Genomic DNA, 19,000 nt, shown 5'->3' with positions numbered 1-19,000 from the left:
ATGCGATGCGTCCTCGTCCTTGGTGCCGTGCTGCTGGCCGCCTGCGGCGAGCAGCCGGCCGACAACCTCGCCGATGCCCTGGCCGCCGATCCCGTGCGGCTCAAGGCATTGCGCGCGCAATGCGCGGCCGACCGGCAGGCCACGGGCGAGGACGCTTGCCGCGCCGCCGCCGAAGCCTTCCGGCGGCGCTTCTTTTCCGGCGAGGCCGGGCCGGATGAATACCAGACGCTGGCCGACCTGCCGCCGATCTCGCCCAGCTTCGAGGAACCGGCCGATGGCACCGCGCCGGCCTTGCCCGCCGCCCCGGAGGGCACGCCATGAATGACGTGACGATCATCGACCAGTTCCTCAACACCTTCGCCACCTACATCGACTCGGGTTTCGGGCTGCTGCGCGGCGAAGTGGCGTTCCTCACGGCCACGCTGATCGTCATCGACATGACGATCGCCGGGTTGTATTGGGCCATGAGCCATGCCACCGGCCAGGGCGAGGACGTGATCGCCAAGCTGCTGCGCAAGGTGCTGTACGTCGGTGCCTTCGCCTACATCATCAACAACTTCAACTGGCTGGCCAGCATCGTGTTCCGCTCGTTCGCGGGACTGGGTATCACCGCCACCGGCTCGACTATCACGATGGAAGACTTCTTGCAGCCGGGCCGGCTGGCGAAGGCCGGCCTTGATGCGGGCGGGCCGATCTTCCTGCAACTCGATGACCTGATGGGATTTCCCGAGGTGTTCTTGAACCTCGATGCCATCTTGGTGCTGTTCCTCGCATGGCTAGTCGTGGTGCTGTGCTTCTTCGTGCTGGCGATCCAGCTTTTCATCACGCTGATCGAGTTCAAGTTGACGACGCTGGCTGGCTTCGTGCTGGTGCCGTTCGCGCTGTGGAACAAGACCTCGTTCCTGGCCGAAAAGGTGCTGGGCAACGTGGTATCCGCTGGCGTCAAGGTGCTGGTTCTGGCTGTGATCGTCGGTATCGGCTCGGGCCTTTTCGCGCAGTTCCAAGTCCATCCTGACGAGCCTTCTATCGACCACGCGCTGGTCATCATGCTGGCCTCGCTCACCTTGCTGGCGCTCGGGATCTTCGGCCCCGGCATCGCCACGGGCCTCGTGTCCGGTGCGCCCCAGCTCGGCGCGGGCGCGATGGCCGGTGCCGCTATCGGCGCAGCCGGAACGGCAGTGGCTGTCGGTGCTGCCGCGACGGGCGTGGGCGGTGCGGTGGCCGCTGGTGCCCGCATGGCCCCGGCCGCCGCCAAGCTGGCCGGCAGCGGCGCGCGTGCCGCCACGTCGGCGGCTGGCAGCGCGAAGTCGGCGTTCCAGGCCGGTTCCGCAGCAGCAGGCGGCGGTGCCAAAGGCGCGATGGCGGGCTTGGGCAACGTCGCCAAGACCGGCGCGCAGTCCGCCGGACGCGCTGCCGCATCCCGCGCTTCCGCTGCTGGGCAGCGCATGGCCGCGCCGTTCCGCGCTGGCTGGAAAGGCGACGCTGGCGCGTCAGCCGGCCAAGCCGCCACCAGCGAAGCCCCCGCAGGCGCTGCCGCTGCACAGACGCCCGAGCAACCCGCCTGGGCCAAGCGGCTGCAACGCCGCCAGCAACTCACTCATGCCGCGACCACCACCGCCCACACGCTGCGCGGTGGCGATGGCGGCGGCTCCGGCCAAGGGCCGAGCCTGCGCGATTCCGACTCATAAGGAGAACTGACCATGCGATTCAAGAAACCGCAGGTGCGCTACGCCGACACGCCGCAGCCTGCCACGCCGTACCAAGCTGCCGGCCAGGTGTGGGACGACCGTATCGGCTCGCCGCGCGTGCAGGCGAAGAACTGGCGCTTGATGGCGTTCGGGTGCCTGACGCTCGCGCTGCTGATGGCCGGCGGCCTGGTGTGGCGCTCGGCGCAGTCCATCGTGACGCCCTATGTGGTGGAGGTGGACAACGCGGGCCAGGTGCGCGCTGTGGGCGAAGCCGCCACGCCGTACCGCCCCAGCGATGCACAGACGGCGCACCACATTGCGCGCTTCGTGACGCTGGTGCGCTCGCTGTCCATCGACCCCATCGTCGTCCGCCAAAACTGGCTGGACGCCTACGACTACACGACCGACAAGGGCGCGGCCGTGCTCAACGACTACGCGCGGGTCAACGACCCGTTCGCACGCATCGGCAAGGAGTCGGTGACGGTGCAGATCACCAGCGTCGTGCGCGCCAGCGACACGTCTTTCAACGTGCGCTGGACGGAACGGCGCTACGTCAACGGCGCCGCGGCGGGCCTGGAGCGGTGGACGGCGGTGGTGTCCATCGTGCTCCAGCCACCGCGCACCGAAGAACGCCTGCGCAAGAACCCGCTGGGCATCTACGTCAACGGCCTGTCGTGGAGCCGTGAACTGGATTCTTCCGAAGGAGCAAAGCCATGAATGATGTTTTCCGCAAATCCGCCTTGCCGCTGATCCTGCTGGCCCTCGCGGGCTGCGCCACGCAGGGCAAGCCGCCGCCGACCATCTCGCTCGATGAGCCGGTGCAGGCGCAGCCGCTGCCGGAGCCGCCCGCGCCGGTGGAGGTGGTCAAGGTGCCCGAGCCGCTGGCGCTGCCGGCGCAGTTGAAGCCATTGCCCGAAGCCGAGGCTGCCAAGCCCGTCCCTGAACCTGCCGACGAAACCGTGCGCGTCTCGCGTGCCAACGCCGAGGCCCGCATCGCGCCCACGCGCGAGGGCTACGTCAATGCGATTCAGGTGTGGCCCTACACCGATGGCGCGCTGTATCAGGTCTATGCGGCCGTGGGCCGCGTGACCGTGATCACGCTCCAGCCGGGCGAGGAACTGGTGACGGTCGCCGCTGGCGACACTGTGCGCTGGATCGTGGGCGACACATCCAGCGGCAGCGGTGATGCGCTGCGCGTGAACGTGATGGTGAAGCCCATCCGCTCGGGCCTCAAGACGAATCTGGTCATCACCACCAGCCGGCGCACCTACCTGCTGGAGCTGACCTCGACAGAGAAGACGTGGATGGCGTCAGTGTCGTGGGAGTACCCGAAGGACAAGATGCTGGCCTTGCAGCGCCAGGCGCAGGCGGCCAGCGCCGCCGCGCCAGTCGATACCGGCTTGTCGCTGGAGAAGATCCGCTTCCGCTACGCGATCAGCGGCAGCAATCCGCCGTGGAAGCCGCTGCGCGCCTTCGATGACGGCGAGAAGGTCTATATCCAGTTCCCGCCGGGCATCGCGCAAGGCGAGCTGCCGCCGCTGTTCGTCATCGGCGCGCAGGGCGACGGGCAACTGGTGAACTACCGCTTCCGTGCGCCGTACTACATCGTGGATCGCCTCTTTGGGGCGGCGGAGCTGCGCTTGGGCGGCGACAAGGGCGACGTGGTGCGGATCGAGCGCACGGACGGCGCGCGGAGGAACTGACCATGAGCCAGGACGACACCCCCGACCGTGCCGCGCCGCAGGTGGGCAAGGTCGCGCCCGAGGCGGTGGCGCTGCGCGCGCAGCCGCGCCCGGTCACGCGCCTTAACCGGCGCACGCTGGCGATGTTCATGGGCGGCCTGTCGGTCGCCGTGCTGGGTGCGACCATCTGGTCATTGCAGCCGCACCGGCGCGGCGCGGGCGAGCAGACCGAGCTTTACAACGTCGATCGCGTGTCCAAGTCCGAAGGGCTGGACGGCCTGCCGGCCGACTACTCGAAGCTGCCGCAGAAGGTGCCCGAGCTGGGGCCGCCGCTGCCGGGCGACCTTGGCCCCGCCATCGTGGCCTCGCAGCAGCCGGTCACGCCGACCTATGTGCCGCCCGGCCACGACCCCGAGGACGCCTTGCGCAAGGAGGCTGACGCCGCTGCGGCCTCATCGGTGTTCTTCCGCTCGGGCCAGCAGGGCAATGCCGCAGCGCCAGCCACGGCCCAAGCCGCTGCGGCTGCGACTGGCAACGCCTTGGCAGGCTTCGACCCGCTGGCGGCTGGGCCTGCCTCGATGGCGGCCCAGCCTGCCGACCCGACTGCCACGCAGAACCGGCAAGACCAGAAGGAGGCATTCCTGAAAGGCGGTTCTACGGAAACCCGCAATTCCGGCAACCTGCAAATGCCGGCCTCGCCGTATCAAGTCATGGCCGGGACAGTGATCGCGGCTGCGTTGGTGACGGGCATCAAGTCCGACTTGCCGGGCGACGTGATCGGCACGGTGACAGAGCCGGTCTATGACTCGGCCACGGGCAAGTTCCTGCTGATCCCGCAGGGATCGCGCATCCTCGGCAAATACAACAGCCAGGTCAGTTACGGGCAGAGTCGCGTGCAGGTGGTGTGGAACCGGATCATCCTGCCAGACACGTCTTCGCTGACCATCGACAACCTGGTGGGTACCGACCCGGCCGGCTACTCCGGCCTCGAAGATGGCGTGGACTACCACTGGGGCCGCATCGTCGCCGGTGCGGCACTGACGACGCTGCTGGGCGTAGGTGCCGAGTTGGCCGCGCCCGAGAACCGCCAAGACGGCAACCGCATCGTGATCGCGGGGCGCGACAGCGCCCAAGACAGCATCAATCAGGTTGGACAGGAGATGACCCGGCGCAACATGAACATCCAGCCGACGTTGACCGAACGGCCGGGCCTGCCGGTGCGGATCATCGTCAACCGCGACTTGGTGCTGCGACCGTACCAGCCGATGTTCTTCAACCGGGGAGCGATGCGATGAGCACGGGTAAAAAGCTGCGGCTCGGGCCGCTACCGAAACTGGAATCCACGAAGATGACCTTCGCGTGCCCGGCCAGCCTACGGGCCGACCTCGACCGCTACGCGGCGCTGCACGCGCAGACCTACGGCGAGGCGGTCGATGCTGCGACGCTCATCCCGCACATGCTGGAGGCGTTCATGGCGGGGGATCGGGGATTCAAGCGCACGCACGCCATGAACGGAAAAGCCGCCCCCGCGTGAGCTGGAGCGGCTTTGGATTGGTGCCCGAGGCCGGAATCGAACCGGCACGCCTTTCGGCGAGGGATTTTCTTCCCACTTCGACTTTCGCCGCCGCCCTACTCAACGCAGGGCGTTCGTGGTCTGGAGCACGCCTTCACCATAGCCTTGCGGCCGTAGGTGCCCGCCGTCTGCTCTCTACACCTTCCCAAGCGATTGCTCGGGCTTGGCTCGGCGTTGGCTCGGTTGCCGAAGCATCCAGGGCTTTCGCCGAATTTGACGGGCTTCACTTCGGACGTTTCCCCCCGAAGGCTCAAATTATTCAAGTCCCTTGTGTCTACCGATTTCACCACTCGGGCGGAGTGCTCACCGCACTGAAAACACCTACTTCCATCTGTTGGCCCCTAGTTGGCCCTTGGCCGTCAAGCCAAGCTGTGCGACCGCAACTAGGATGCCCGCAAACCGTTGTCACTATTCACCTTTTGGCCCGGTAGCTCAAGTAGAAAAGACTTGACAAAAGGGATTTTAAGTCTGCTGAGTCTACCAATTTCTCCACGGCCGCACGGCAAGCCCGGTATTGTGGGCGGTCGCCGCCCGGGACGCAAGCGCCGCATGATCGTTTCCGTACCCTTGCCGGCAAGGATGTTACTGGCGGTAACAATGTAGAACCCGCCGTTGCACCTGTGATCCGGCGTAGGCCTAGAATACGGGTATCAAGATCAACCTTGCGAGGAGCAAGATCATGAAACGTTGGTTGCTCGCAGGGCTCGGCGTGCTGGCTGCGATGGCCTCAGGCGCCGCGATGGCCCGTGTCGACGTCGGCGTGGTGATCGGCGTGCCGGGCGTCGTGGTCGGCGGTCCTGCCTACTACCCCCCGCCGCCCGTCGTGGTCGCGCCCGCACCGGTCTATTACGGTCCGCCGCCGGTGGTGGTGCGGCCGGGTTACGGCTACTACGGTCCGCCGCCGCGCTATTACGGCCCGCCGCCTGCACACTACTATGGCCCCCCGCGCTATTACGGCCATCCGGGCCGGCACTATCATGGCGGTCGGCATGGTCACTGGCACGGCGGCCATGGACATCGCCACTATCGCGACTAGTTCGGCAAACCGGACGATCCGATGTACAAGGGTCCCTGCGGGGCCCTTTGCTTTTTAGGCACGGCTGTTTTGCCCGACAACGGTGCCGCGCGTCATGGTCACGGAAGTGGTGCCGGCGCTATACTGCCGGCTCATTGTTTATCGATTCAGGAGAGTGGTATGCAGCAAAAGTCCGTGCTGACTGCGGAAGACGTGAAGAAGGTGATGGCCGCAGCCGAAGCCGAGGCAAAGGCCCATCACTGGGCCGTGTCGATCGCCATCGTCGATGACGGCGGCCACCTGCTGGCCCTGCAGCGGCTCGACGGCGCGGCGCCGATCTCCGCCTATATCGCGACCGAGAAGGCCCGTACCTCGGCGCTGGGCCGCCGCGAATCGAAGATCTACGAAGACATGATCAACAACGGCCGCAACTCGTTCATGACCGCGCCGGTGCTGCAAGGCATGCTGGAAGGCGGCGTGCCCATCATCGCCGGCGACCAGGTGGTCGGCGCGGTCGGCGTGTCGGGCGTCAAGTCCAGCGAGGATGCGCAGATCGGCCGTGCCGGCATCGCCGCGCTGGGCCTCTGATCGGGCGGCCTGCGCCTGATCGTTCTTCATCGGCCGCGGCGCTTGCGGCGGCCGGACCCGCTCCGTCCTGGAGCGGGCAGCCCGAAGCCGGGATGCCGCGACATGCGGCATGCCACGGCGGGCGGCTCACTTCGTCAGAATCAGCTTGCCGTAGCGCGTCTTGCGCAGCGTATAGACCTCGCCGTTATGCAGGATCGGCAGCGTGGTCGCGCCGCGCATCAAGGCTTCCAGCGGGACCGCCTCGGCGGTCTGCGCAGGCGCCGCCTGGGCCGCGGCATTGGCGCTGCGATTGTCGCGCACCAGCGCCTCGAGGCGGGCCACCGCCGACTTGACCGTCGCCATCGCCGACGGGGCCGCGGCCTCGCGGCGCGCGTTCGGCGCCGGATCCTGGTTCACCACCACGCGGCGCAGCGACAGGCGGCGGCGGGTGACTTCGCGCGGTTGCGTCAGCGGCAAGGCTAGGGTGCTCATCGATGGGCTCCTGTTCGGGGATGGTCGGTTTCACGGCACCAGCTTCGGTGGCTGCCGTCATTCCGTTCATATTAAATGAGAATCGTTATCATTACAACGATTCTCTGCATGATATCGGACCGCGCACGTCGGCGCCGCCAGCAATCGCAATTGGTTTCATTCGAAACACAAAAGAAAAAGCCCCACCGCAGGGTGGGGCTTGGGGAAAGCGGCGCAGCACTGCGCGCCGCTGGGGGTCTTACTGCTTCGGCTCCGTGATGAAGCCGATCTTGCCGAGACCGCCGTGCTGGGCGGCGGCCATCACTTCGGCCACGCGCTCGTAGCGCACGTCGCGGTCGGCACGCAGATGCAGCTCGGGCTGCGGCTGTTGCTGGGCCGCCTGCGCGATATTGTTCTGCAGCGTCGCGTCGTCGATCTCCTGCTGGTTCCAGAACACCTTGCCGGCTGCGTCGATCGACAGGTTGATGTTCTGCGGCTTGGGATCGTTGGGCTGATTGGTCGCACGCGGCAGGTCGATCTTGACCGCGTGATTGATCACCGGGATGGTGATGATGAAGATGATCAGCAGCACGAGCATGACGTCGACCAGCGGCGTCATGTTGATCTCGCTCATCACTGCGTCATCGTCATCGTCGAGGGTACCGAATGCCATGATGACTTCCTTTCGAGCGGAGGGCGGTCCGCGTCAGTTCAGTTCTTGACCGCGAGACGCACCGCATTGTCGTCGGCGGTGCGCGCGCCGGTCGGGCGCACACGGGCGCCGGTGACGAAGTAAGCGTGCAGATCGTGGGCGAAGCGGTTCAGCTTCGAGATCACCGCCTTGTTGCCGCGCGTCAGCGCGTTGTAGCCGAGCACCGCGGGGATGGCCACCGCCAGGCCGAAGGCCGTCATGATCAGCGCTTCGCCGACCGGGCCGGCGACCTTGTCGATGGTCGGCACGCCGGAGGCGCCGATGCCGATCAGCGCGTGGTAGATGCCCCAGACGGTGCCGAACAGACCGACGAACGGCGCGGTGGAGCCCACCGAGGCCAGGATCGCCAGGCCCGACTGCATGCGCGACACGGCGTCGTCGATCGCGCTCTTCAGCGAACGGGTCAGCCAGTCGGAAATATCCATCACGTCATGCAGCTGCGGCTGGCTGGCGCGATGGTGCTGGGCCGCTTCCTTGCCGGTCAGCGCCAGCGTGCGGAACGGATTCGATTCGCTGCTGCCGAGCGTTTCGAGCGCGTGGTCGAAATCGTCCGAATGCCAGAAGCGCTTTTCCGCGCCCTGCGCCATTTTCTTCAGGCGGACCAGATCCCACGCCTTGGTGAGAATCACGATCCATGACGCCAGCGACATGACGAGCAGAATGATGGCGGTCGCACGCATGACGAAATCGCCTTGCGCCCACAGATGGCTGAGTCCGAGGTCCTGCATGATGGTTCCTGGTAAGTCGTAAATCGTATGGAGGGTTCAGTTCAAATCAGTTCAGTTCGAAAGCGATCGGCTGCTGCGCGGTGACCGCGATCGCACGACCGTTTTCGACATAAGGCTTGCAGCGCATCCGCTGGACCGCGTCGATCGCCGCCTGGTCCAGGCGTGACGAACCGCTGGAGCTGACCACCGCGGTCTTGACCACCTTGCCGGTATCGTCGGTGGTCAGGCGCACCACGGTCTTGCCGGTTTCGCCCATCCGCCGCGACTGCGACGGGTAGGTCGGCTGCGGCGGCGTGCACTGGATCTCGCCGATGCCGACCGCGCGTGGACCGGTGGCGACCGGTGCCGGCTCGGGCGGCGGCGGGGGAGCGGGCGGGGCCGGCGGTGCGGGCGGCGCTTCGACCGCGGTCGGCGTCGGCGGCAGCGCGGGCGTCGGCTCGATGCGCGGTTCGGGCTTCGGTTGCGGCTTGGGCTGCGGCGTCGGCTTGGTGACCTTGACCTGCTTGGGCGGCGTCTCCGGTTTCGGTTGCGGCTTGGGCGGCTCCGGTGCCGGCTGCTGCGGCGGTTCCAGCGGAATGATACGGGCGATGATTTCAGGCGCGATCACCGCTTCGGTCATCTTGCGCGCGAGCCCACTCTGGATCAGATACAGCAGGCCGGCGTGGAAAAGCAGAACGGCAAGCGTGATCTTCAGGAAACGTTGATCGAACATGTGAGACAACAAATTTCGGCTAACCGGCGTTGCAGGCGCGGCCTCCCGCCCGAAGGCGGCATCGGTGTGTCGGGCGCGAGCGGCGCGGCGATCGGGCTGTTCGGCGGCTGTTCCGCAGCCGTTACAGCAATCTATTTACGGCGAAACAGCACCAGCGAAATACCGCAACCAACCAGCAGGCTAATCAGCAGTTCCATGATAAACGCTCCTTCAAAGTCAAAGCCTGGGGGAGCGCCACTCTCTGGCAGCGTGTCAGCGCGTGAGTATAAACGATAATGATTCCTATTTGTCGGCCTTCTCGCCACTTGACCCTGCTGGAAGCCGGGTCGTCGCCGGCCATGCCTGCGGGGACGCCCCGACTAACCGCACCCGGCAAAGCGAGCTAGCATACGAAAAAAGGGCCCGGTGAACTGGCAGGCGGCCGGCGGGACAAAGGCTGGAAGCAGGCGGAACAGCAGGCGATCGCGGTCGACAACAGAGCACGCGGCAGGAACAGCGGCAAAGCAGGCCGAGAACCAAGCGAAAAAAACGGCGAAGGAAGCGGCGGCGACGGTCCTCCGTCGCTCGTCCGGGACGAGGAGCCTTGCCCATGGATTTCACCCGCAGCATCGACGAGGACCGGCCGGCGCTGTTGCGCGCGGCCCCCGGGGCGGGCGCCACCACGGCGCTCGACTGGATGTGCGCCCAGTTCGCATTGCGCGTGGTCTGCGCGCTGGGACCGCGTTTCAACCTGCGCAGCAATATCAACGACGTGCTGACGGTCAGCGCCCAGGAGCTGGTCTGGCCCTATGGCGTCGTGATGCGCGTGCAGCGTTTCCTCGCCGCGCGCTGCGCCGACATGCCGGCCTGGCGCGGCGCGGCCCGGCTGACTCCCGAGGAATTTCTCGAGCGGCACGGCCAGTGGAACAGCGCCTTCGACGAGGGGGCGCTGTTCTATTACCTGGACGAGTACGTCAAGCACCATGCCAAGGACATGTTCACCGTGTTCGAGGTATCGGCCGCCGCGCTGGCGGCCAGGCTCGACGGCGAGCGCGTGCTGCTGGTCCGCAATATCGACATGCTCAGCCATGTGCTGGACTTGCCCGACCACGAGCGCAAGCTGCTGCTGTTTGCCGCGCTGGCCAAGTACAAGCGCGACCTGCGCGCGGTGATGGTCGACTGCAAGGTCGCGCACAGCCAGGAGGCCTTCCAGATCCTGGCCGGGCTGACAGGCGCCACCGCGGCCCAGGTTGCCGCCTCGTTGCGGCCGGGCTCGCGGCTGGAGACGCTGAACCTGATCGAGCAGCCGCTGCCCGAGAACAGCGTGACCGATCTGGGCGACCTGATGCGGCTGTCCGACCGGTTGCTGCACGTGCTGCTCGGCAACTACGCCGACGAGGCCGAGATGATGGCGGTGTTCACGCGCCCGGCCGCGCCGCCGACGCTGTCGAGCACCGACTATCCCCATGTCGAGAGCGATGCCCGCTACCTGACCGCGCTGCTGGCGAACGCCACGCGCCAGCATGCCGAGGGCGTCAACGTGCTGATCTACGGGCCGCCCGGCACCGGCAAGACCGAATTTGCACGGCTGCTCGCGCGCGAGGCCGGCTGCGAGCTGTACGAGGTCGATTGCCTGGACCGCGACGGCAACAGCCTGTCGGGCAAGGATCGTTATCGCTCGCTGCAGGTGTCGCAGGCCTTTCTGCGCGGCCGCGCCAATACCGCGCTGCTGTTCGACGAGGTCGAAGACGTATTCCCGGGCTCGGCGCGCGAGCTGATGAGCCTGTTCGGCCAGGAGGACACGCGCGGTTCGGTCAACGGCAAGGCCTGGGTCAACCAGACGCTGGAGCGCAATCCGGTGCCGGTGATCTGGATCTCCAATTCGATCCGGCAGATCGATCCCGCCTATCTGCGCCGCTTCCATTTCCATCTGGAGCTGCGCATTCCGCCGCCGCAGGTACGCGAGAACATCATCCGCAAGTATCTGGGCGGACTGGCGGTCAGCGATGCCTTTATCGCGTCGCTGGCGGCGCGCCGCACGCTGACGCCGGCGCAGGTGCAATCGGCCGCGCGTTTCGTGCAGCTGGCCCAGCCCGGCATCGGCGAGCCGGTCGAGACGCTGATCCTGCGCCAGCTCGAGCACGCCGACCGCGCGATGGGCCTGCGGCCCGAAGCGGAGACGCGGCCGGTGGTCACGCATTACCGGCTCGACCGGCTGAACCTGGAGACCCGCTATCGCGTCGAGCGCATCATCCGGGCGCTGCAGGCGCGGCGCCGCGGCACGCTGTGCTTCTACGGCCCGCCGGGCACCGGCAAGACGGCGCTGGCCGAACATATCGCCGCCGCGCTGGAGCTGCCGCTGATGATGCGGCGGGCCTCGGACCTGATGAGCAAGTACGTCGGCGAGACCGAGCAGCAGATCGCCGCGATGTTCGCGCGCGCCGAGGAAGACGGCGCCGTGCTGCTGCTCGACGAGGCCGACAGCTTCATGCAGAGCCGGCAGCAGGCGGTGCGCAATTACGAGGTCTCCGAGGTCAACGAGATGCTGCAGGGTATGGAGCGGTTCAACGGCATCTTCGTCTGCACGACCAATCTGTTCGACCGGCTCGACGAGGCCGCCTTGCGCCGCTTCTCGTTCAAGATCCGCTTCATGCCGCTGCTGCCGGCGCAGCGCGAATCGATGTTCGTCGACGAGGCGCTCGACGGCGACGCATCCGCGCTCGACGATGCGATGCGGCGCGAACTGGCCGGGCTCGACGGCCTGACGCCGGGCGACTTTGCCACCGTCAAGCGGCAATGCGCGCTGCTGGGCGAGGCGCTGACGCCCGACGAATTCCTCGCGCAGCTGCGCCAGGAGCATGCGGTCAAGCCGGAGGTCAGGGAGCGCCGTCAGGTGGGCTTCGTCCGCTGAGGCAACAAGGCCGAGCGGCGCCGCGCAAGGAGACGCGAAAGGAGGCGCGCAAGGAGGCGGGCAACGAGGCGCGCAGCGAGGCGCGAGATCAGGGCGTGATCGGCGCCGGCTCGATCACCACCGTTTCCGCTGCGGCATCGACATGCAGCAGCGCGCGCGCCATCCGGCGCAGGTGTTCGGCGTCGCTGGTGGTGCAGTAGCGCGCCACCGCGATCGGACTCGCGCCAGCGTCCACGCCGCTGCCCGCGTCGGCCGCCAAGCCGTGCTCGGCCAGCTTGCGCTGCAATTGCCGCGCGACCGCGACGCCGGTATCGATCAATGTCATCCGCTCGCCGATCAGCTCGCGCACGGTTTCGCTGAGGAACGGATAGTGGGTGCAGCCGAGCACCAGCGTATCGGCGCCCGCTTCGAGCATCGGCGCCAGGCAGGTCTGCAGACGTTCGCGAACCAGCGGCCCGTCGATATCGCCCTGTTCGATGCGCGCGACCAGCCCGCCGCCGGGCTGGCAGACGAAGCGGCACTGGTCCTGCAGCGAATGCAGCAGCCGCGCGAACTTGTCGCTGGCCAGCGTATTGGCGGTGGCGAGCACACCGACCACCTTGCTGCGGCTGGCCGCTACCGCCGGCTTCAGTCCCGGCTCGACACCGACGATCGGCAACGGCAGGCGCTCGCGCAGCGCCTGGATGCCATGCGCGGTGGCCGTATTGCAGGCCACCACCAGCGCCTTGCAGCCCTGCGCCGCCAGCCATTCGCAGGCCTGCAGCGTGCGCGCCTGCACGAAGCCCTGCGGCTTCTCGCCATAGGGCGCATAGCGCGAGTCGGCCAGGTAGAGCAGGGTTTCGTGCGGCAGCAGCGCTCGCACCTCGCGCAGCACGGACAGGCCGCCGAGGCCGGAATCGAAGATGCCGATGGGGGAGGGGGACACGGGGGAGAGCTGGCTTAGGGGAATAGGGGGCGGTTGCGCTCTCCCCCGGCCCCTCTCCCGCAAGCGGGAGGGGGGAGCAAACCAATCGCGTTGGAGACTGCCCGGTGTGTGCCCCCTCTCCCGCAAGCGGGCGAGGGCAGCAAACCGATCGCGTTGGCAACTGCCCGGTGTGTGCTCCCTCTCCCGCTTGCGGGAGAGGGTGGGGGAGAGGGCAAGGGCGGTTGATGGTCGCGGGCGATGGCTGTCGCCCGCGACTCACCAATCTTGAACCCTTAAAGCGCCGCGACCGGAATCTTGCCGATCCTGGCCTGCCATTCGGCGGGGCCGGTCTTGTGCACCGACGTACCGCTGCTGTCGACCGCGACCGTGACCGGCATGTCCTTGACGTCGAACTCGTAGATCGCTTCCATGCCGAGGTCTTCGAAGGCCAGCACCTTGGCGCCGCGGATCGCCTTCGACACCAGGTAGGCCGCGCCGCCGACCGCCATCAGGTAGGCCGACTTGTGCTTCTGGATCGCTTCGATCGCCACCGGGCCGCGCTCGGCCTTGCCGATCATCGCGATCAGTCCGGTCTGCGACAGCATCGTCTCGGTGAACTTGTCCATCCGCGTGGCGGTGGTGGGGCCGGCCGGGCCCACCACTTCGTCGCGCACCGGATCGACCGGGCCGACGTAGTAGATCACGCGGTTGGTGAAGTCGATCGGCAGCTTCTCGCCCTTGGCCAGCATGTCCGCGATGCGCTTGTGCGCGGCGTCGCGGCCGGTCAGCATCTTGCCGTTCAGCAGCAGCGTCTGGCCTGGCTTCCACGAGGCCACTTCCTCGGGCGTCAGCGTGTTCAGGTCCACGCGCTTCGACGTCTCGGTGTTCGGTGCCCACTCGACCTTCGGCCACTGCGACAGGTCCGGCGCTTCCAGCCTGGCCGGGCCGCTGCCGTCCAGCGTGAAGTGCACGTGGCGGGTGGCGGCGCAGTTCGGGATCATCGCCACCGGCTTGGACGCGGCGTGCGTCGGCGCAGCCATGATCTTGACGTCCAGCACGGTGGCCAGGCCGCCCAGGCCCTGCGCGCCGATGCCCAGCGCATTGACCTTCTCGTACAGCTCGACGCGCAGTTCCTCGATCCAGTCCTTCGGACCGCGGGCGATGATGTCCTGGATGTCGATCGATTCCATCAACGATTCCTTGGCCATCACCATCGCCTTCTCGGCGGTGCCGCCGATGCCGATGCCCAGCATGCCGGGCGGGCACCAGCCCGCGCCCATGGTCGGCACGGTCTTGAGCACCCAGTCGACGATCGAGTCGGACGGGTTCAGCATCACGAACTTGGACTTGTTCTCCGAGCCGCCGCCCTTGGCCGCGACCTGGATGTCGACCTTGTCGCCCGGCACGATCTCGTAGTGGATCACGGCCGGCGTGTTGTCCTTGGTATTCTTGCGGCCGCCTTCGGGCGGATTGACGATCGAGGCGCGCAGCACGTTGTCGGGGTGGGTGTAGCCCCGGCGCACGCCCTCGTTGATCATGTCGGTCAGGCCCATGGTGGCGCCGTCCCAGCGCACGTCCATGCCGACCTTGACGAAGACGGTCACGATGCCGGTGTCCTGGCAGATCGGGCGCTTGCCTTCGGCGCACATGCGGCTGTTGGTCAGAATCTGCGCGATCGCGTCCTTGGCCGCCGGACTTTGTTCCAGCTCGTAGGCACGGCCCAGGCTGGTGATGTAGTCCATCGGGTGGTAGTAGCTGATGTACTGCAGGGAGTCGGCGACGCTCTGGATCAGGTCTTCTTGCTTGATGACGGTCATGTCTTGTGGGGGAGGGCAGTCGGACAAAAGCGGACGAAAATTCCGCCCGAATCATACACCCCCTCGCCAGACGCGTCCCGGACGGAGGGCGGCTGCCTGCCGCTAAAAGTGGCGTTAATTTCACATCGTGCGCGAATATCGGACAAACGGCCGACGAGCGCGGCGCAATAAAAAACCGCGGCGCCGGGCCGCGGTTCTTGCTCCAGCGCAGGTCGGGTTACAGCCCCCGATCCTGCAGCGCCGGATGCGAGTGCGTGATCATCTTGTCGACCCACGCCATCGCGATCGCCGAGAACAGGAAGGCGACGTGGATCACCACCTGCCACATGATCGTATGGGTGTCGCGCTGTCCCGCGTCGATGAAGGTCTTGAGCAGATGGATCGACGAGATGCCGATCAGCGCCATCGACAGCTTGACCTTGAGCACGCCGGCATTGACGTGGTCCAGCCACTCCGGCTCGTCCGGATGATTGTCGATGCCCAGCCGCGACACGAAGGTCTCGTAGCCGCCGACGATCACCATGATCAGCAGGTTCGAAATCATCACGACGTCGATCAGGCCCAGCACCACCAGCATGATCTTGTTCTCGTCGTACTCGGTGACGTGGGCCAGCAGATGCCAGACCTCCATCAGGAAGTGATAGACGTAGACGCCTTGCGCGACGATCAGGCCCAGGTACAGCGGCAGCTGCAGCCAGCGCGAGGCGAAGATCAGACGGGGAATCGGGCGCATCCGATGCGGCTCAGGCGACAAGTTCGATGCCATGGTGGTTGCGTTAGCTTTGCGTAAGGGATTGTGTTGCTCGGTACGGAGGACAGCCGCCGGCCGGCGGCCGATCGTGCGGCGCGCCGGTCAGCGGCCGCGGGATTGTACCGTGGCGCCGGGTTCGGGCTCGATGCCGGCGGACGCAATGCCGCGAGCCTGGCCGCTGCCATCGCCGCGTGCGGCCGCCGCGCGCGCCAGCTTGCCGGGCCAGCTCGCCAGTGCAATGCCCGCCAGCACGCAGACCAGCGCGACGCCGTGCGCCCAGCCCGGCGTTTCGCCGAGGAACACGATTCCGTACAGCGCGGCGGCGATCGGCAGCACCGAGGTGAACACGCCGGCCAGCTGCGCCGGCACATGGCGGATTCCCTTCATCCACAGCCAGAACGAGAACACGCTGGCCGACAGCGCGTACCACAGCACCATGGCCCATACATGCAGCGGCACGGCGCCCGCATCGAAGTCGAGCAGCGGCACCAGCCCCAGCGGCAGCATCAACAGGCCGCCGATCAGATGCGTGTAGGCGCAGATCTCGATCGCCGCCAGCGTCTGCGCCAGACGCCTGGACAGGATCACGTAGATCGACTCGCAGACCACCGCGCCCATCACCATCAGGTTGCCGAGCAGCGCATCGGCGCCCGCGCCGCCTGGCTGGCCGCCGCGGGCGATATTGAGCACCGCGATGCCGGCCACCGCCAGCAGCACCGCCAGCACGGTGCGGCGCGACAGCCGTTCGCGCAGCACCAGCCAGGACAGGATCGCCACGGTCGCCGGAATGGTGCTGGTGATGACGCCGGCGGACATCGCGCTGGTCAGGCGCACGCCGCCGAGCATCAGCAGCGTGAAGAGGAAGGTCCCGAAGAACGCCTGCAGGAACAGGTTGAACCATTCGCGGCGGGACACGCGGCGCATCCGCGCGGGCCGGTACCACGGCGACAGGCAGACGATGGCGATCACGAAGCGCAGCAGCGCAAACAGCAGGATCGGCACATGGGCGACGATGGCCTTGCCGAGGCCGACGTTGCTGCCGACCAGCGCCATCGACGCGGCCAGCAGCAGGGCATTCAGGGGGACGGAAGGGGGCACGGGTTCGGTAGTCGGTGGCACGTCGCGCGCGCGGCGCGATGGCCGAGATCGCGCCGCATATTGACCGCAACCGGGCCGCAAGCGGACTTCAGACAGGCCGCAAGCAAGCCTCGATCGGCGCGGCAGCGCGCGCCATCGCACGCGCCGGGCGATTATAGCTATGCTAGCCTTAAGGCTTAGGCTTCACATGCGGACGCCGCGGGCATCGCCGCGGCGCGCCCGCGCAGCCGGCATCATTGCTGCGTCGCAATGCGCCTTTGCCCTGAAAGAGCGAGGGACGCGAAGGACGGAAAGGACAGGCAAGGACAGCGTCAGGTTGCAGTAAGCCGCGCAGCGTAGCGTTGCGGCAAAAGTATCGAAGCCATATCCGGCCTTTCAGGAGACGAGCTATGTCCGCCATCGAATCGGTGATGCAAGAGCATCGCGTATTCCCCCCACCCGAATCGTTCGCCAAGAGCGCCGCCATTTCCGGCATGGACGCCTACCGCGCGCTGTGCGAAGAGGCCGAGCGCGACTACGAAGGCTTCTGGGCGCGCCACGCCCGCGAGCAGCTGGTCTGGGCCAAGCCCTTCACCAAGGTGCTGAACGAGAGCAACGCACCGTTCTACAAATGGTTCGAGGACGGCCAGCTGAACGCCTCGTACAACTGCCTGGAGCGCAATCTCGAGAACGGCAACGCCGACAAGGTCGCGATCGTGTTCGAGGCGGACGACGGCACGGTGACCAGGGTCACCTATCGCGAGCTGCATGCGCGCGTGTGCCAGCTCGCCAATGGCCTGAAGGCGCTGGGCATCAAGAAGGGCGATCGCGTCGTCATCTACATGCCGATGTCGATCGAGGGCGTTTGCGCGATGCAGGCCTGCGCCCGCATCGGCGCCACGCATTCGGTGGTGTTCGGCGGCTTTTCCGCCAAGTCGCTGCAGGAGCGGCTGGTCGACGTCGGCGCGGTCGCGCTGCTGACAGCCGACGAACAAATGCGCGGCGGCAAGGCGCTGCCGCTGAAGGCGATCGCCGACGAGGCGCTGGCGCTGGGCGGCTGCGAGGCGGTCAAGCACGTGCTGGTCTATCGCCGCACCGGCGGCAAGGTCAACTGGGTCGAAGGGCGCGACCGCTGGCTCGACGAGGTCTGCGCGGGCCAGCCCGAGACCTGCGAGGCCGAGCCCGTCGATGCCGAGCATCCGCTGTTCGTGCTCTATACCTCGGGCTCGACCGGCAAGCCCAAGGGCGTGCAGCACAGCACCGGCGGCTATCTGCTGTGGGCCTTGATGACGATGAAATGGACCTTCGACATCAAGCCCGACGACCTGTACTGGTGTACCGCCGATATCGGCTGGGTCACCGGCCACACCTACATCGCCTACGGCCCGCTGGCGGCCGGCGCCACGCAGCTGATGTTCGAGGGCATCCCGACCTATCCGAACGCCGGCCGCTTCTGGGACATGATCGCGCGGCACAAGGTCAGCGTGTTCTACACCGCGCCGACCGCGATCCGGTCGCTGATCAAGGCGGCCGAGGCCGACCAGGCCGTGCATCCGAAGCAGTACGACCTGTCGAGCCTGCGCCTGCTGGGCACCGTCGGCGAGCCGATCAATCCGGAAGCGTGGATGTGGTACCACGAGAACATCGGCCGCGGCCGCTGTCCGATCGTCGATACCTTCTGGCAGACCGAGACCGGCGGCCACATGATCACGCCGCTGCCGGGCGCGACGCCGCTGGTGCCGGGCTCGTGCACGCTGCCGCTGCCGGGCATCATGGCCGCGGTGGTCGACGAGACCGGGCAGGACGTGCCCAACGGCAGCGGCGGCATCCTGGTGGTCAAGCGCCCATGGCCGGCGATGATCCGCACCATCTGGGGCGATCCGGAGCGCTTCAAGAAGAGCTACTTCCCGGCCGAACTGGGCGGCAAGCTCTATCTGGCCGGCGACGGCGCGGTGCGCGACAAGGAAACCGGCTACTTCACGATCATGGGCCGCATCGACGACGTGCTGAACGTGTCGGGCCACCGCATGGGCACGATGGAGATCGAGTCGGCGCTGGTCGCCAATCCGATCGTCGCCGAGGCCGCCGTGGTCGGGCGTCCGGACGACACCACCGGCGAGGCCATCTGCGCGTTCGTGGTGCTCAAGCGCGCGCGTCCGACCGACGACGAGGCCGCGCAGATCGCCAACGAGCTGCGCAACTGGGTCGCCAAGGAGATCGGGCCGATCGCCAAGCCGAAGGACATCCGCTTCGGCGACAACCTGCCGAAGACGCGCTCGGGCAAGATCATGCGCCGCCTGCTGCGATCGCTGGCCAAGAACGAGGAGATCACGCAGGACACCTCCACGCTGGAGAATCCCGCCATCCTCGAACAGCTGCGGCAGGCCAAGTAAGACCGGCCGCGCGAAGCGGG

The 19,000-nt window shown here is 67.0% G+C and carries 18 protein-coding genes; 10 read left to right on the top strand and 8 right to left on the bottom strand.

Annotated features, from left to right (window positions below):
• The 8 genes from F7Q96_RS14270 to F7Q96_RS14235 all read left to right on the top strand — a co-directional run bounded on the left by F7Q96_RS14270 (position 1) and on the right by F7Q96_RS14235 (position 6,546).
• Positions 1-321, top strand: coding sequence for a hypothetical protein (locus F7Q96_RS14270; protein WP_016254219.1), 321 nt, complete (start codon positions 1-3; stop codon positions 319-321).
• Complete coding sequence (trbL, locus tag F7Q96_RS14265) at positions 318-1,688, top strand: P-type conjugative transfer protein TrbL (RefSeq protein WP_003138975.1); 1,371 nt, start codon at positions 318-320, stop codon at positions 1,686-1,688. The genes F7Q96_RS14270 and trbL overlap by 4 nt, the downstream gene beginning before the upstream one ends.
• Before the next feature lie 12 nt (positions 1,689-1,700).
• Positions 1,701-2,405: a conjugal transfer protein TrbF gene (gene trbF, locus F7Q96_RS14260; RefSeq protein WP_003138973.1), complete on the top strand. Its 705-nt coding sequence runs from the start codon at positions 1,701-1,703 to the stop codon at positions 2,403-2,405.
• Entirely contained in the window at positions 2,402-3,391 is a 990-nt protein-coding gene (gene trbG, locus F7Q96_RS14255; RefSeq protein ID WP_003138972.1) for a P-type conjugative transfer protein TrbG, read from the top strand. Before trbF ends, trbG begins: the two co-directional genes overlap by 4 nt.
• Before the next feature lie 2 nt (positions 3,392-3,393).
• Complete coding sequence (locus F7Q96_RS14250; protein WP_003138971.1) at positions 3,394-4,665, top strand: TraB/TrbI/VirB10 family type IV secretion system protein; 1,272 nt, start codon at positions 3,394-3,396, stop codon at positions 4,663-4,665.
• Complete coding sequence (locus F7Q96_RS14245; RefSeq protein ID WP_016254220.1) at positions 4,662-4,904, top strand: DUF2274 domain-containing protein; 243 nt, start codon at positions 4,662-4,664, stop codon at positions 4,902-4,904. Before F7Q96_RS14250 ends, F7Q96_RS14245 begins: the two co-directional genes overlap by 4 nt.
• Positions 4,905-5,622: 718 nt before the next feature.
• Positions 5,623-5,979 carry a hypothetical protein gene (locus tag F7Q96_RS14240; protein WP_151022871.1) on the top strand — a complete coding sequence of 119 codons (357 nt, stop codon included), beginning with the start codon at positions 5,623-5,625 and terminating at the stop codon, positions 5,977-5,979.
• A 159-nt stretch (positions 5,980-6,138) separates the two neighbouring features.
• Complete coding sequence (locus F7Q96_RS14235) at positions 6,139-6,546, top strand: heme-binding protein (RefSeq protein ID WP_053822150.1); 408 nt, start codon at positions 6,139-6,141, stop codon at positions 6,544-6,546.
• Positions 6,547-6,672: 126 nt separating this feature from the next.
• Here F7Q96_RS14235 and F7Q96_RS14230 read toward each other — a convergent pair whose 3' ends face one another.
• The 4 genes from F7Q96_RS14230 to F7Q96_RS14215 all read right to left on the bottom strand — a co-directional run bounded on the left by F7Q96_RS14230 (position 6,673) and on the right by F7Q96_RS14215 (position 9,148).
• A complete protein-coding gene (locus tag F7Q96_RS14230; RefSeq protein WP_053822149.1) occupies positions 6,673-7,017 on the bottom strand; it encodes a hemin uptake protein HemP in 345 nt (114 codons plus the stop codon).
• A 238-nt stretch (positions 7,018-7,255) separates the two neighbouring features.
• Positions 7,256-7,669: an ExbD/TolR family protein gene (locus F7Q96_RS14225; protein WP_006579474.1), complete on the bottom strand. Its 414-nt coding sequence runs from the start codon at positions 7,667-7,669 to the stop codon at positions 7,256-7,258.
• Positions 7,670-7,707: 38 nt separating this feature from the next.
• The gene (locus F7Q96_RS14220) at positions 7,708-8,436 is read right to left on the bottom strand and encodes a MotA/TolQ/ExbB proton channel family protein (RefSeq protein ID WP_023263789.1); all 729 of its coding nucleotides are present in this window, start codon (positions 8,434-8,436) and stop codon (positions 7,708-7,710) included.
• 46 nt (positions 8,437-8,482) lie between these two features.
• A complete protein-coding gene (locus F7Q96_RS14215; protein WP_151022869.1) occupies positions 8,483-9,148 on the bottom strand; it encodes an energy transducer TonB in 666 nt (221 codons plus the stop codon).
• 589 nt (positions 9,149-9,737) lie between these two features.
• Between F7Q96_RS14215 and F7Q96_RS14210 the strand changes: the two genes are divergently transcribed.
• Positions 9,738-12,038 (top strand): AAA family ATPase, encoded by a 2,301-nt coding sequence (locus F7Q96_RS14210; RefSeq protein WP_053822147.1) that lies wholly within the window; start codon positions 9,738-9,740, stop codon positions 12,036-12,038.
• Positions 12,039-12,126: 88 nt separating this feature from the next.
• On the opposite strand, the gene murI is transcribed toward F7Q96_RS14210, so the two are convergent.
• From murI to F7Q96_RS14190, 4 genes are all read right to left on the bottom strand, one after another.
• Positions 12,127-12,963 (bottom strand): glutamate racemase, encoded by an 837-nt coding sequence (gene murI / locus F7Q96_RS14205; protein WP_053822146.1) that lies wholly within the window; start codon positions 12,961-12,963, stop codon positions 12,127-12,129.
• Positions 12,964-13,235: 272 nt separating this feature from the next.
• Positions 13,236-14,759: a fumarate hydratase gene (locus tag F7Q96_RS14200; RefSeq protein ID WP_053822145.1), complete on the bottom strand. Its 1,524-nt coding sequence runs from the start codon at positions 14,757-14,759 to the stop codon at positions 13,236-13,238.
• Between the two features lie 217 nt (positions 14,760-14,976).
• Positions 14,977-15,525, bottom strand: a complete 549-nt coding sequence (locus F7Q96_RS14195; protein ID WP_043441654.1) for a TIGR00645 family protein — start codon at positions 15,523-15,525, stop codon at positions 14,977-14,979.
• 87 nt (positions 15,526-15,612) lie between these two features.
• On the bottom strand, positions 15,613-16,608 hold the full coding sequence (locus tag F7Q96_RS14190; RefSeq protein ID WP_226994744.1) for a DMT family transporter: 996 nt from the start codon (positions 16,606-16,608) through the stop codon (positions 15,613-15,615).
• 389 nt (positions 16,609-16,997) lie between these two features.
• Here F7Q96_RS14190 and acs point away from each other — a divergent pair, with 389 nt between their 5' ends.
• A complete protein-coding gene (gene acs, locus F7Q96_RS14185; protein WP_053822144.1) occupies positions 16,998-18,980 on the top strand; it encodes an acetate--CoA ligase in 1,983 nt (660 codons plus the stop codon).
• Positions 18,981-19,000: the final 20 nt, after the last annotated feature.

Source organism: Cupriavidus gilardii, assembly GCF_008801915.1.
GTDB classification, from domain to species: Bacteria; Pseudomonadota; Gammaproteobacteria; order Burkholderiales; family Burkholderiaceae; genus Cupriavidus; species Cupriavidus gilardii.
Note: the sequence above shows the minus strand (reverse complement) of the source record. Positions and strands in the feature narration are given on the sequence as shown.

Bases quoted from the DNA above. Each gene is read 5' to 3' on its own strand.
- F7Q96_RS14270 (WP_016254219.1), top strand. From the start codon at position 1: ATGCGATGCGTCCTCGTCCTTGGTGCCGTGCTGCTGGCCGCCTGCGGC.
- trbL (WP_003138975.1), top strand. From the start codon at position 318: ATGAATGACGTGACGATCATCGACCAGTTCCTCAACACCTTCGCCACC.
- trbF (WP_003138973.1), top strand. From the start codon at position 1,701: ATGCGATTCAAGAAACCGCAGGTGCGCTACGCCGACACGCCGCAGCCT.
- trbG (WP_003138972.1), top strand. From the start codon at position 2,402: ATGAATGATGTTTTCCGCAAATCCGCCTTGCCGCTGATCCTGCTGGCC.
- F7Q96_RS14250 (WP_003138971.1), top strand. From the start codon at position 3,394: ATGAGCCAGGACGACACCCCCGACCGTGCCGCGCCGCAGGTGGGCAAG.
- F7Q96_RS14245 (WP_016254220.1), top strand. From the start codon at position 4,662: ATGAGCACGGGTAAAAAGCTGCGGCTCGGGCCGCTACCGAAACTGGAA.
- F7Q96_RS14240 (WP_151022871.1), top strand. From the start codon at position 5,623: ATGAAACGTTGGTTGCTCGCAGGGCTCGGCGTGCTGGCTGCGATGGCC.
- F7Q96_RS14235 (WP_053822150.1), top strand. From the start codon at position 6,139: ATGCAGCAAAAGTCCGTGCTGACTGCGGAAGACGTGAAGAAGGTGATG.
- F7Q96_RS14230 (WP_053822149.1), bottom strand. From the start codon at position 7,017: ATGAGCACCCTAGCCTTGCCGCTGACGCAACCGCGCGAAGTCACCCGC.
- F7Q96_RS14225 (WP_006579474.1), bottom strand. From the start codon at position 7,669: ATGGCATTCGGTACCCTCGACGATGACGATGACGCAGTGATGAGCGAG.
- F7Q96_RS14220 (WP_023263789.1), bottom strand. From the start codon at position 8,436: ATGCAGGACCTCGGACTCAGCCATCTGTGGGCGCAAGGCGATTTCGTC.
- F7Q96_RS14215 (WP_151022869.1), bottom strand. From the start codon at position 9,148: ATGTTCGATCAACGTTTCCTGAAGATCACGCTTGCCGTTCTGCTTTTC.
- F7Q96_RS14210 (WP_053822147.1), top strand. From the start codon at position 9,738: ATGGATTTCACCCGCAGCATCGACGAGGACCGGCCGGCGCTGTTGCGC.
- F7Q96_RS14200 (WP_053822145.1), bottom strand. From the start codon at position 14,759: ATGACCGTCATCAAGCAAGAAGACCTGATCCAGAGCGTCGCCGACTCC.
- F7Q96_RS14195 (WP_043441654.1), bottom strand. From the start codon at position 15,525: ATGGCATCGAACTTGTCGCCTGAGCCGCATCGGATGCGCCCGATTCCC.
- acs (WP_053822144.1), top strand. From the start codon at position 16,998: ATGTCCGCCATCGAATCGGTGATGCAAGAGCATCGCGTATTCCCCCCA.